Annotated in this window: 11 protein-coding genes; 10 read left to right on the top strand and 1 reads right to left on the bottom strand. The window is 64.2% G+C overall.

What is annotated here, in order from left to right:
* Window positions 1-118: 118 nt before the first annotated feature.
* The 7 genes from L6D75_RS25685 (at window position 119) to trpE (ending at window position 7,777) form a co-directional block, all read left to right on the top strand.
* The gene (locus L6D75_RS25685; protein WP_176516026.1) at window positions 119-1,243 is read left to right on the top strand and encodes an ABC transporter ATP-binding protein; all 1,125 of its coding nucleotides are present in this window, start codon (window positions 119-121) and stop codon (window positions 1,241-1,243) included.
* A 40-nt stretch (window positions 1,244-1,283) separates the two neighbouring features.
* Window positions 1,284-2,315: an ABC transporter substrate-binding protein gene (locus L6D75_RS25680; protein ID WP_176516025.1), complete on the top strand. Its 1,032-nt coding sequence runs from the start codon at window positions 1,284-1,286 to the stop codon at window positions 2,313-2,315.
* 129 nt (window positions 2,316-2,444) lie between these two features.
* Window positions 2,445-3,692 (top strand): ABC transporter permease, encoded by a 1,248-nt coding sequence (locus L6D75_RS25675; protein WP_176516023.1) that lies wholly within the window; start codon window positions 2,445-2,447, stop codon window positions 3,690-3,692.
* An 11-nt stretch (window positions 3,693-3,703) separates the two neighbouring features.
* Window positions 3,704-4,531 carry an ABC transporter permease gene (locus L6D75_RS25670; protein WP_176516021.1) on the top strand — a complete coding sequence of 276 codons (828 nt, stop codon included), beginning with the start codon at window positions 3,704-3,706 and terminating at the stop codon, window positions 4,529-4,531.
* Between the two features lie 204 nt (window positions 4,532-4,735).
* On the top strand, window positions 4,736-5,410 hold the full coding sequence (gene rpe / locus L6D75_RS25665) for a ribulose-phosphate 3-epimerase (RefSeq protein ID WP_027917448.1): 675 nt from the start codon (window positions 4,736-4,738) through the stop codon (window positions 5,408-5,410).
* A complete protein-coding gene (locus L6D75_RS25660) occupies window positions 5,407-6,225 on the top strand; it encodes a phosphoglycolate phosphatase (RefSeq protein WP_176516019.1) in 819 nt (272 codons plus the stop codon). The genes rpe and L6D75_RS25660 overlap by 4 nt, the downstream gene beginning before the upstream one ends.
* A 70-nt stretch (window positions 6,226-6,295) precedes the next feature.
* Entirely contained in the window at window positions 6,296-7,777 is a 1,482-nt protein-coding gene (gene trpE / locus L6D75_RS25655) for an anthranilate synthase component I (RefSeq protein ID WP_176516017.1), read from the top strand.
* Between the two features lie 34 nt (window positions 7,778-7,811).
* Here the strand turns inward: trpE and estP are convergent, their stop codons facing one another.
* Complete coding sequence (estP, locus tag L6D75_RS25650) at window positions 7,812-9,713, bottom strand: esterase EstP (RefSeq protein WP_176516015.1); 1,902 nt, start codon at window positions 9,711-9,713, stop codon at window positions 7,812-7,814.
* 359 nt (window positions 9,714-10,072) lie between these two features.
* On the opposite strand from estP, the gene L6D75_RS25645 reads away from it, so the two are divergent.
* From L6D75_RS25645 to trpC, 3 genes are read left to right on the top strand one after another with little or no spacing between them, the layout of a single operon-like run.
* Window positions 10,073-10,666 carry an aminodeoxychorismate/anthranilate synthase component II gene (locus L6D75_RS25645; protein ID WP_176516013.1) on the top strand — a complete coding sequence of 198 codons (594 nt, stop codon included), beginning with the start codon at window positions 10,073-10,075 and terminating at the stop codon, window positions 10,664-10,666.
* Between the two features lie 9 nt (window positions 10,667-10,675).
* A complete protein-coding gene (gene trpD, locus L6D75_RS25640; RefSeq protein WP_176516010.1) occupies window positions 10,676-11,725 on the top strand; it encodes an anthranilate phosphoribosyltransferase in 1,050 nt (349 codons plus the stop codon).
* Window positions 11,722-12,555, top strand: coding sequence for an indole-3-glycerol phosphate synthase TrpC (trpC, locus tag L6D75_RS25635; protein ID WP_176516008.1), 834 nt, complete (start codon window positions 11,722-11,724; stop codon window positions 12,553-12,555). Before trpD ends, trpC begins: the two co-directional genes overlap by 4 nt.
* Window positions 12,556-12,588 lie beyond the last annotated feature (33 nt).

The raw sequence follows: 12,588 nt of genomic DNA, 5'->3' as shown, positions 1-12,588 counted from the left end.
AATCCCTACACGCATTCTTCCACCCGGATGATGGCATTCTCTCTTCAGCCCCGATTTCCGGGCGCTTGCGCCTGCTCTAGTCTTTTGCCACGCAGTCATCCAACAAGAAGGTGCAGGCATGAGCGAGGCGAATTCGAATGCGGCCACTGGCGAAACGCTGGTCAGCTTCCGTGGTGTGCAGAAGAGCTACGACGGCGAATCGCTGATCGTCAAAGACCTCAACCTGGACATTCGCAAAGGTGAGTTCCTCACCCTGCTCGGGCCGTCCGGCTCGGGCAAGACCACCAGCCTGATGATGCTCGCCGGGTTCGAAACCCCCACCGCCGGTGAAATCCAGCTGGCGGGGCGTTCGATCAACAACGTGCCGCCGCACAAGCGCGACATCGGCATGGTGTTCCAGAACTACGCGCTGTTCCCGCACATGACGGTGGCCGAGAACCTGGCCTTCCCCTTGAGCGTGCGCAACCTGAGCAAGACCGACATCAGCGAGCGGGTCAAGCGGGTGCTCAACATGGTCCAGCTCGACGCCTTCGCCAAGCGCTACCCCGGGCAATTGTCCGGCGGCCAGCAGCAGCGTGTGGCCCTGGCCCGCGCCCTGGTGTTCGAGCCGCAGCTGGTGCTGATGGACGAGCCGCTCGGCGCCCTCGACAAGCAGCTGCGCGAACACATGCAGATGGAGATCAAGCACATCCACCAGCGCCTCGGCGTGACCGTGGTGTACGTGACCCACGACCAGGGCGAGGCGCTGACCATGTCCGACCGCGTGGCGGTGTTCCACCAGGGCGAGATCCAGCAGATCGCCGACCCGCGCACGCTTTATGAAGAGCCACGCAACACCTTCGTCGCCAACTTCATCGGCGAGAACAACCGCATCAACGGTACCCTGCTGGCCAGTGATGGCAAGCGCTGCCAGGTGCAGCTGGCGCGCGGCGAGCGGGTCGAGGCGCTGGCGGTGAATGTCGGCCAGGCCGGGGAGCCGGTGACCTTGTCGATCCGCCCCGAGCGCGTGCGCCTCAATGGCCACAGCCAAAGCTGCGTCAACCGCTTCTCCGGCCGCGTGGCCGAGTTCATCTACCTGGGCGACCACGTGCGCGTGCGCCTGGAGGTCTGCGGCAAGGCCGACTTCTTCGTGAAGCAGCCGATTGCCGAGCTCGACCCGGCGCTGGCCGTGGGCGATGTGGTACCGCTGGGCTGGGAGGTGGAGCACGCGCGCGCGCTCGATCCGATTGCCGAAGCCCACTGATGGATTGCTTCACCAACCCTGTACTGTGGAGAGAATAATAATGCGCAAGCAGTTGAAACTGACCGCCCTGGCCCTTGGCCTGTTCGCCGCCGGCCAGACCATGGCAGCGGACCTGACCGTGATTTCCTTCGGTGGCGCCAACAAGGCGGCCCAGGTCAAGGCGTTCTACGAGCCTTGGGAAAAGGCCGGCAATGGCAAGATCACCGCGGGCGAATACAACGGTGAGATGGCCAAGGTCAAAGCCATGGTCGATACCAAGAGCGTGAACTGGAACCTGGTGGAAGTGGAGTCGCCGGAGCTGGCCCGCGGTTGTGACGAAGGCATGTTCGAACAGCTCGACCCGGCCCTGTTCGGCAAAGAAAGTGACTATGTGAAGGGCGCCATCCAGCCATGCGGCGTGGGCTTCTTCGTCTGGTCCACGGTACTTGCCTACAACGCCGACAAGCTCAAGACCGCGCCTACCAGCTGGGCCGATTTCTGGGACACGAAAAAATTCCCAGGTAAGCGCGGCCTACGCAAAGGCGCCAAGTACACCCTCGAATTCGCCCTGATGGCAGACGGCGTGGCGCCGAAGGACGTTTATCAAGTGCTGGGTACCAAGGAAGGCCAGGACCGCGCCTTCAAGAAACTCGACGAACTCAAGCCCAGCATCCAGTGGTGGGAAGCCGGCGCCCAGCCGCCGCAGTACCTGGCCTCGGGTGACGTGGTCATGAGCTCGGCCTACAACGGCCGCATCGCTGCGGTGCAGAAGGAAAGCAACCTGAAGGTGGTATGGAACGGCGGTATCTACGACTTCGACGCCTGGGCCATTCCGAAAGGCGCCAAGAATAAGGAAGAAGCGGAGAAGTTCATCGCCTTCAGCGTGAAGCCAGAGCAGCAGAAGACCTACTCCGAAAACATCGCCTACGGCCCGGCCAACTCCATGGCCGTCCCGCTGCTGGCGGATGCAGTGAAGAAGGACATGCCGACCACGCCTGAGAACATCGCCAACCAGGTGCAGATCGACGTGGCCTTCTGGGCCGACAACAGCGAACAGCTGGAGCAACGCTTCAACGCCTGGGCGGCGAAGTAAACGACAGGAGCCGCTGTTGCGGCCCGTCGGCGGCAAGCCGGCTCCCACAGCTGAGGTAGTGTGGGAACCGGCTTGCCGGCGATGGGCTGCACAGCAGCCCCAAATTCAGCCTGTTTTGCGGAGTTCGCCATGGCCATTGCAATGCCCCTGAACGAAGGCGCAGGTCCAAACCTGAAGCAGCGCCTCAAGCACGCCGAGCGGGTCAACCGCTGGAAGGCCCAGGCGTTGATCGCGCCGCTGGCGCTGTTTCTCCTGCTGGTGTTCCTGGTGCCGATCGCGGCGCTTTTGTACAAGAGCGTCGGCAACCCGGAAGTGGTCGGCGGCCTGCCGCGCACGGTCGAGACCATCGCCCGCTGGGATGGCAAGAGCTTGCCGGGTGAAGAGGTGTACAAGGCCCTGGGCCAGGACCTGGCCGAGTCGCGCAAGAACCAGACCCTGGGCGACCTCTCCAAGCGCCTGAACATGGAACTGGCCGGCTACCGCAGCCTGTTGGCGAAAACCGCGCGGGCGCTGCCGTTCAAGGAAGAGCCGGCCTCATATAAAGATGCCCTGCAGGCACTCGACGAGCGTTGGGGCGACCCGGCCTATTGGCAGGCGATCCGCCGCAATACCAGTTCGGTGACATCGTTCTACCTGCTGGCGGCGCTCGACCACCGTATCGACGACCTCGGCGAGCTGGCCAAGGCCACGCCTGACCAGGCCATCTACCTGGACATCTTTGCCCGCACCCTGTGGATGGGTGTGGTGATCACGGCCATCTGCCTGGTGCTGGCCTACCCGCTGGCCTACTTGCTGGCCAACCTGCCGACCCGGCAGAGCAACCTCTTGATGATCCTGGTGCTGCTGCCGTTCTGGACTTCGATCCTGGTGCGGGTGGCGGCGTGGATCGTGCTGCTGCAGTCGGGCGGGCTGATCAACAGTGCGCTGATGGCGATGGGCATCATCGACCAGCCGCTGGAGCTGGTGTTCAACCGCACCGGCGTGTACATCTCGATGGTGCACATCCTGCTGCCGTTCATGATTTTGCCGTTGTACAGCGTGATGAAGGGCATTTCGCCCAGCTACATGCGCGCGGCGATTTCGCTCGGTTGCCACCCGTTCGCCAGCTTCTGGCGGGTGTACTTCCCGCAGACCTACGCAGGTGTGGGCGCCGGTTGCCTGCTGGTGTTCATCCTGGCCATCGGCTACTACATCACCCCGGCGCTGCTCGGTAGCCCCAACGACCAGATGGTCAGCTACTTCGTCGCCTTCTATACCAACACCAGCATCAACTGGGGCATGGCCACCGCGCTGGGCGGGCTGTTGCTGCTGGCGACCGTGCTGCTGTACCTGATCTATAGCTGGCTGGTCGGCGCCAGCCGCCTGCGCCTGAGCTGAGGAGCCTTGTGATGCTGAGCCCATACATGTCGCCCGTGGAGCGGGTGTGGTTCTACAGCCTGCGCATTCTGTGCGGCCTGATCCTGCTGTTCTTGGTGCTGCCGGTGCTGGTGATCGTGCCGCTGTCGTTCAACAGTGGCAGTTTCCTGGTGTATCCGCTGCAGGGCTTCTCGCTGCAGTGGTACCACGACTTCTTCGCCTCGGCCGAATGGATGCGGGCGCTGAAGAACAGCATCATCGTCGCCCCGGCGGCGACGCTGCTGGCCATGGTGTTCGGCACCTTGGCCTCGATCGGCCTGACCCGCGGCGACTTCCCGGGCAAGTCGCTGGTGATGGCGCTGGTGATTTCGCCGATGGTGGTGCCGGTGGTGATCATCGGCGTGGCCAGTTACCTGTTCTTCGCCCCGCTGGGCATGGGCAACAGCTTCATCTCGCTGATTCTGGTGCATGCGGTGCTGGGTGTGCCGTTCGTCATCATTACCGTGTCGGCGACCTTGCAGGGCTTCAACTACAACCTGGTGCGCGCGGCTGCCAGCCTGGGCGCCTCGCCGTTGCTGGCGTTCCGTCGGGTGACCTTGCCTTTGATTGCGCCTGGGGTGATTTCCGGGGCGCTGTTCGCCTTTGCCACTTCGTTCGATGAAGTGGTGGTGACGCTGTTTCTGGCCGGCCCGGAGCAAGCGACCTTGCCGCGGCAGATGTTCAGCGGCATTCGCGAGAACCTCAGCCCGACCATTGCGGCGGCGGCGACCTTGCTGATTGGCTTCTCGGTGGTGTTGTTGCTGACCCTGGAGTGGTTGCGTGGGCGCAGCGAGAAGCTGAGGACGCAGCAGCCTGGTTGATTGATGCTTGCCTGTGCTGGCCTCATCGCCGGCAAGCCGGCTCCCACAGGTAGGGCAGTGCAGATCCTGTGGGAGCCGGCTTGCCGGCGATGAGGCCGGTTCAGACAAAGGAGACACCCGTCGACACGGATTGATACCAATCAGCCTGTATCCAATTCCCTGAGTTACAATGCGCGCCACCGTGATTCTGCCAACAGGTGCGCCATGCAGCCCTACGCTATTGCCCCCTCCATTCTCTCCGCCGATTTCGCCCGCCTGGGCGAGGACGTCGACAAGGTGCTGGCCGCCGGCGCCGACATCGTTCACTTCGATGTGATGGACAACCACTACGTCCCCAACCTGACCATCGGCCCGATGGTCTGCACCGCGCTGCGCAAGTACGGCGTGACCGCGCCGATCGACGTGCACCTGATGGTCAGCCCGGTCGACCGCATCATCGGCGACTTCATCGAAGCTGGCGCCACCTACATCACCTTCCACCCGGAAGCCTCGCAGCACATCGACCGTTCGCTGCAGTTGATCAAGGACGGCGGCTGCAAGGCCGGCCTGGTGTTCAACCCGGCGACCAGCCTGGATGCCCTGAAGTACGTGATGGACAAGGTCGACATGGTGCTGCTGATGAGCGTCAACCCAGGCTTCGGCGGGCAGAAGTTCATCCCCGGCACCCTCGACAAGCTGCGCGAGGCCCGCGCCCTGATCGATGCCAGTGGCCGTGATATCCGCCTGGAAATCGACGGCGGCGTCAACGTCAACAACATCCGCGAGATCGCAGCCGCGGGCGCCGACACCTTCGTCGCCGGCTCGGCCATCTTCAATGCCCCGGACTACCAGGAAGTCATCGCCAAGATGCGCGCCGAACTGGCCCAGGCGCGCCCATGAGCGGCTTCGAGCAGCTGTTCCCGGGGACGCTGCCCAGGCTGGTGATGTTCGATCTGGACGGCACCCTGATCGACTCGGTACCTGACCTGGCCGCCGCCGTGGACCGCATGCTGCTCGAACTCGGGCGCCCGCCCGCAGGCCTCGAGGCCGTGCGCCACTGGGTAGGCAACGGTGCCCAGGTGCTGGTGCGCCGGGCCCTGGCCGGCGGCATCGAGCACGCTTCGGTGGACGATGCCCTGGCCGACCAGGCGCTGGCGTTGTTCATGGAGGCGTATGCCGACAGCCATGGGCTGACCGTCATCTACCCCGGTGTGAAGGATACCCTGCGCTGGCTGCACAAGCAGGGCGTGGAGATGGCGCTGATCACCAACAAGCCCGAACGCTTCGTCGGGCCGTTGCTGGACCAGATGAAGATCGGCCGCTATTTCCGCTGGATCATCGGCGGCGACACGCTGCCAGAGAAAAAGCCCGACCCCGCAGCGCTGCTGCACGTGATGAAAATGGCCGGCGTCACGCCGGAGCAATCGCTGTTCGTCGGTGACTCGCGCAGCGACGTGCTGGCGGCCAAGGCTGCCGGTGTGCAGTGCGTTGGCCTGAGCTATGGCTACAACCATGGCCGGCCGATCGATGAAGAATCGCCGAACCTGGTGATCGACGACCTGCGCGCGCTGCTGCCCGGTTGCGCAGACCCGGCCACTGGGATAACGTTGGCGGACCTTCAAGCCTCACAAGACAGAGAGTCCCCCGTGGCGGTCACTGGCAAATTCTGGATGAAAGTCATCAAGGCACTGGCCCGTTGGCGCTGGCGCGCCTGACTCCTGCCCGCCGGCGCCTGCCGGCCCGTCCGCTTGCCCGACCCTATTGCTGCTTGCCACGAGGCTACCCATGACCCGCGAAGAATTCCTGCGCCTGGCCGCTGCCGGCTACAACCGCATTCCCCTGGCCTGCGAAACCCTGGCCGACTTCGACACGCCGCTGTCGATCTACCTGAAACTGGCCGACCAGCCCAACACCTACCTGCTCGAATCGGTGCAGGGCGGCGAGAAGTGGGGCCGTTACTCGATGATCGGCCTGCCGTCGCGCACGGTGATGCGCGTGCACGGCTACCACGTCAGCATCCTCCAGGATGGCGTGGAAGTGGAAAGCCATGACGTCGAAGACCCGCTGGCCTTCGTCGAAGCCTTCAAGGACCGCTACAAGGTCGCTGACATCCCCGGCTTGCCTCGCTTCAACGGCGGCCTGGTGGGCTACTTCGGCTACGACTGCGTGCGCTATGTGGAAAAACGCCTGGGCGCCAGCCCCAACCCGGACCCACTGGGCGTGCCGGACATCCTGCTGATGGTTTCCGACGCCGTGGTGGTGTTCGACAACCTGGCGGGCAAGATGCACGCCATCGTGCTGGTCGACCCGGCCCAGGAGCAGGCGTTCGAACAAGGCCAGGCACGCCTGCAGGGCCTGCTGGAAACCCTGCGCCAGCCGATCACGCCGCGCCGTGGCCTCGACCTCAGCGGCCCGATGGCGGCCGAGCCGGAATTTCGCTCCAGCTATACCCGCGACGATTACGAGAACGCGGTAGGGCGCATCAAGGAATACATCCTGGCGGGCGACTGCATGCAGGTGGTGCCGTCGCAGCGCATGTCGATCGACTTCAAGGCCGCGCCCATCGACCTGTACCGTGCGCTGCGCTGCTTCAACCCGACGCCTTACATGTACTTCTTCAACTTCGGCGACTTCCATGTGGTAGGCAGCTCGCCGGAAGTGCTGGTGCGGGTGGAGGACAACCTGGTCACCGTGCGCCCGATTGCCGGCACGCGCCCGCGCGGGGCGACCGAAGAGGCCGACCGGGCGTTGGAAGACGACCTGCTGTCGGACGAGAAAGAAATCGCCGAGCACCTGATGCTCATCGACCTGGGCCGCAACGACGTGGGCCGGGTGTCGTCGACCGGCAGCGTGCGCCTGACCGAGAAGATGGTGATCGAGCGTTACTCCAACGTGATGCACATCGTATCCAACGTCACCGGCCAGCTGCGCCAGGGCCTGACCGCCATGGATGCACTGCGGGCGATCCTGCCGGCGGGCACCTTGTCGGGTGCGCCGAAAATCCGCGCGATGGAAATCATCGACGAACTGGAGCCGGTCAAGCGTGGCGTCTATGGGGGCGCGGTGGGCTACTTCGCCTGGAACGGCAACATGGATACCGCGATTGCCATTCGCACGGCGGTGATCAAGGACGGCGAACTGCATGTGCAGGCTGGCGGCGGCATCGTTGCCGACTCGGTGCCAGCGCTGGAGTGGGAAGAAACCATCAACAAGCGCCGGGCGATGTTCCGTGCGGTGGCGTTGGCCGAGCAGACCTCTGCCAAGTGACACGAATGGGGCCGCATTGCGGCCCCAGCTGTTTTCAGAAGTCGACGCTGACGCCCAGGCTCACCCCCTGCTGGGTTAACTCATCGCTCTTGCGCCAGTTGTAATTGCCCCGCAGGTGCACCCCCGCCACCAGCTCATGGCTCACCCCGAGGCTCGCTCGGGTCAGGTCGCTGTGCGGCGTATACCCGGTCAGGGTGATATCGTTGGCCGGCAGCGTCGTCAGGTGCATGGTCACATCCTGCCGGTCATCCTCGAACTCATGCTCCTGCGCCACCTCGGCGAACACGCGGGTGCTCGGCAGCACCTGCACGCTGCCGAGCAGGCCCACGCCCAGGCGCCGCGAGGTGCGGTCCTGGTCGTCGAAGCCCAGCGCGGTCGAGCGCCCGCTCTTCTCGTCATACCCATCGACCTTCACCCGCGCATAGTCGGCACTGATGAACGGTGCCAGCTGCCAACTGCTGGCCTCGGCCGCCAGGTTGTAACCCAGGCGTCCGGTCACGGCCCAGGCTTTGCCATCTGTGTCGCCTTTCTCGCTGCGGTCATTCACGCCCAGCGCGAAGGTGCGCTTGAGGTCGCGATAATCCAGGTGCCCGGCCGTCAGCGCGGCATCCGCCCACCAGCGGTCCTGGCGGAACTGGGCGAAGGCGGTGGCCAGGTAGCTGTCGAGCTTGTAGTCCGAATCCTGTGCACCTGCTTCCAGTTTCTGCCGGTAGGCGCCACCGGCCAGGCCCAGGCGCCAGGCGTCGTTCAGCCGATAACTGCCGCCCAGGGTCAGGTTGTAGCCATGGCCGTCTGCACTGGCGGCGCTGCGCTGGCTGTCGAAGTCCAGGTCCTGTGCGCCGGTGCTGACGAAGGGTTGCCATTGCCCCACCGCTTGCCAGGGTGTCTGCCACTGATTGCGCAGCTCGTCCTGGTGCGCACGCAGGCTGGCGTGGGCCATTTCCGGGAGCAATGTCAGCTCCCACGGGGCGGCGAGGATCGAATAGGCGTAGTCGGCGATTAGCTGTTGGCCGGCGATGGTGGGGTGGACCGAGTCGTTGAACAGCAGCTTGGTCGGGTCGGGTGTCAGGCCGTTGATGCCGTACACGGGGTTCTCCACGCAGCTGTTGCCGCTGTAGCAGGTGCCCACCAGGTTCTGGCCGCTGGCCAGGCCGAAATCAGCCGGGCTGGCCAGCGCTTCATTCAGCAGCCGCGGGATGTTCAACGGAATGATCTCGGCGTCGACCTGATTGAGCTGGCTGACCAGTGACTGGTTGAACACGGCGGAAAGTTGCGACAGCGGGTTCTGCATGGGCGTGCCGCTGAAATTGGGAGTCTGGCCCAGGTCGGGCAGCAGCCACACCATGATGTAGCGGGCGCCGCCCTGCTGCAGGGCCTGGGCACTGGCCGCCAGGCGCGCGCCGGCGGCTGCAGCGTCGGCCGGTGAGTTGACCAGGCCCTGGAGGAAGTCATTGCCACCGCCGGTCAGGTAGTAGAGCGCATTGGGGTCGGCCCGCTGGCCGTTGGCAAGGTAGCCCGGCCGGTCGCGCAGTACCGTGCCAGCGCCTTGCTGGCCCGGGGGGATCACGGTTTCGGACGTGTCGGTGATCGATGCCAGGATCTGCCCGGTGGTATAGCCGCCAACGGCCCAGTTGTTGCCATCGGGAAGGCCCCGGGCCGCATTGCCAGGTGAGGTCGAGGGGCCCAGTTCGCTGGCGCTGAAGCCCAGTTTGCCGCCAAGGATCATCGGCGACACCGGCGCGAAGTTGCCTTGTGCGTCACGGTTGGTGAAGCGGGCGCCTGGCGTGCCGCCTGCCAGGTCGGGAAATTGCCCGGCATCGCTGAGGCTGTCGCCGAACACGATCAGGGTGGAGTAGGGCGAGGGGGCGGCGAGGGCCTGGCCACAGGCGAGGGCCAGTGAGGCGAGGGTGAAACGCAGCAGCGGTGCTTTGCGCATCGATGAACATCCTTTTCATTGTTTTTATGGGAACAACCTGATCGACCTTAGCAAATCGTCGGGCATGGCTCCCAAGTCCATTCGTTTCCCCGTGTTTACGGGCATATTGCGCCCGTCGCGCCGGTAGGCTACTGTGCCGGGACGTATGAGCGAGACCTATCCTGTGTTGATCGTCAGTAAACTCTTGATGCGCGTAATCAAGGCCCACGCCCGTTGGCGTTGGCGCGCCTGACTTTATCTCCTGCCGGCCCGTCCGGCCCGCCCCCGTTTACCTTCCCGTTTGCTTAAACATCCACTGCCCACGCGCGTGGCCGGGGAAGGTTCGAATTCAAAGTCAGTAGATTCAAGAGGTTCAACCGATGTTACTGATGATCGACAACTACGACTCATTCACCTACAACGTCGTCCAGTACCTGGGCGAGCTGGGTGCCGAGGTGAAGGTCATTCGCAACGATGAAATGACCATCGCCCAGATCGAAGCCCTCAACCCCGAGCGCATCGTCGTCTCCCCAGGCCCGTGCACACCCAGCGAAGCGGGTGTTTCCATCGAGGCCATCCTGCATTTTGCCGGCAAGCTGCCGATCCTGGGCGTGTGCCTTGGCCATCAGTCCATCGGCCAGGCCTTTGGCGGTGACGTGGTGCGTGCGCGCCAGGTGATGCATGGCAAGACCAGCCCGGTGCAGCACCGCGACCTCGGCGTGTTCGCCGGCCTCAACAACCCGCTGACGGTGACCCGCTACCATTCGCTGGTGGTCAAGCGCGAGACGCTGCCCGACTGCCTGGAAGTGACCGCCTGGACCGCCCACGATGACGGCTCGGTCGACGAGATCATGGGCCTGCGCCACAAGACGCTGAATATCGAAGGGGTGCAGTTCCACCCCGAGTCCATCCTCACCGAGCAGGGCCACGAGCTGTTCGCCAACTTCCTCAAGCAGACCGGCGGCCGCCGCTAAGGATCGAACATGGATATCAAGAGCGCGTTGAGCCGTATCGTCGGCCACCTGGACCTGAGCACCGAGGAAATGCGCGGCGTCATGCGCCAGATCATGACCGGCCAGTGCAGCGAAGCGCAGATCGGCGCCTTCCTGATGGGCATGCGCATGAAGAGCGAGAGCATCGACGAGATCGTCGGTGCCGTTTCGGTGATGCGCGAGCTGGCCGACAAGGTCGAGCTGAAAAACCTCGATGGCGTGGTCGATATCGTCGGTACCGGCGGTGACGGCGCCAACATCTTCAACGTTTCCACCGCCTCGTCGTTCGTTCTGGCGGCAGCGGGTTGCCCGGTCGCCAAGCATGGCAACCGCGCTGTGTCCGGCAAGAGCGGCAGCGCCGACCTGCTGGAAGCCGCCGGCATCTACCTGAACTTGACGCCAACCCAGGTTGCGCGTTGCATCGACAGCCTCGGCATCGGCTTCATGTTCGCGCAAAGCCATCACAGCGCCATGAAGTACGCCGCCGGCCCGCGCCGCGACCTGGGCCTGCGCACCTTGTTCAACATGCTTGGCCCGCTTACGAATCCGGCCGGTGTGAAGCACCAGGTGGTGGGCGTGTTCACCCAGGCGCTGTGCCGCCCGCTGGCCGAGGTGCTGCAGCGCCTGGGCAGCAAGCACGTGCTGGTGGTGCACTCCAAGGACGGCCTGGACGAGTTCAGCCTGGCCGCGCCGACCTTCGTCGCCGAACTGAAAAATGACCAGATCAGCGAATACTGGGTCGAGCCTGAAGACCTCGGCATGAAGAGCCAGAGCCTGCACGGCCTGGCCGTCGAGAGCCCGCAGGCTTCGCTGGAGCTGATCCGCGATGCCCTGGGCCGGCGCAAGACCGAAAACGGCCAGAAAGCGGCCGAGATGATCGTGCTCAACGCGGGCGCGGCGCTGTATGCCGCTGACCACGCCATGAGCCTCAAGTCGGGTGTGGAACTGGCCCACGACGTCCTGCACACCGGCCTGGCCTGGGAGAAGCTGCAGGAATTGGGAGCCTTCACGGCGGTATTCAAGGTGGAGAACGAAGCATGAGTGTGCCGACGGTGCTGGAAAGGATCATTGCCCGTAAATTCCAGGAAGTGGCCGAGCGCAGCGCCCGCGTCAGCCTTGCCGAACTGGAGCGCCTGGCCAAGGCTGCCGATGCGCCGCGCGGTTTCGCCAATGCGCTGATCGAACAGGCCAAGCGCAAGCAGCCGGCGGTCATTGCCGAAATCAAGAAGGCTTCGCCGAGCAAAGGGGTAATCCGCGAGCACTTCGTGCCGGCGGAGATTGCCGTCAGCTATGAAAAGGGCGGCGCGACTTGCCTGTCGGTGCTGACCGACGTGGATTACTTCCAGGGCGCCGATGAATACCTGCAGCAGGCCCGCGCCGCGGTTTCGCTGCCGGTGATCCGCAAGGACTTCATGGTCGACCCGTACCAGATCGTCGAGGCCCGTGCCCTGGGCGCCGATTGCGTGCTGCTGATCGTGTCGGCGCTGGATGACGTGAAGATGGCCGAGCTGGCCGCCACCGCCAAGGACGTCGGCCTGGACGTGCTGGTCGAAGTGCATGACGGCGATGAGCTGGACCGCGCGTTGAAAACCCTCGATACGCCGCTGGTGGGGGTCAACAACCGCAACCTGCATACCTTCGACGTCAGCCTGGAGACCACCCTCGACCTGCTGCCGCGCATTCCGCGTGACCGTCTGGCCATTACCGAGAGCGGCATTTTCAACCGCGCCGATGTGGAGCTGATGGAAATCAACGAGGTCTACTCGTTCCTGGTCGGCGAGGCATTCATGCGGGCCGAACAGCCTGGGCTGGAGCTGCAGCGGTTGTTCTTCCCCGAGCAGGTGAAGAAGACCGTTCAGCAACTGGACTGATTGAAACGAAGCCGGCTTTATGCCGGCTTTTTT

Source organism: Pseudomonas faucium (genome assembly GCF_021602585.1).
Classification (GTDB): Bacteria; Pseudomonadota; Gammaproteobacteria; order Pseudomonadales; family Pseudomonadaceae; genus Aquipseudomonas; species Aquipseudomonas faucium.
Note: the sequence above shows the minus strand (reverse complement) of the source record. Positions and strands in the feature narration are given on the sequence as shown.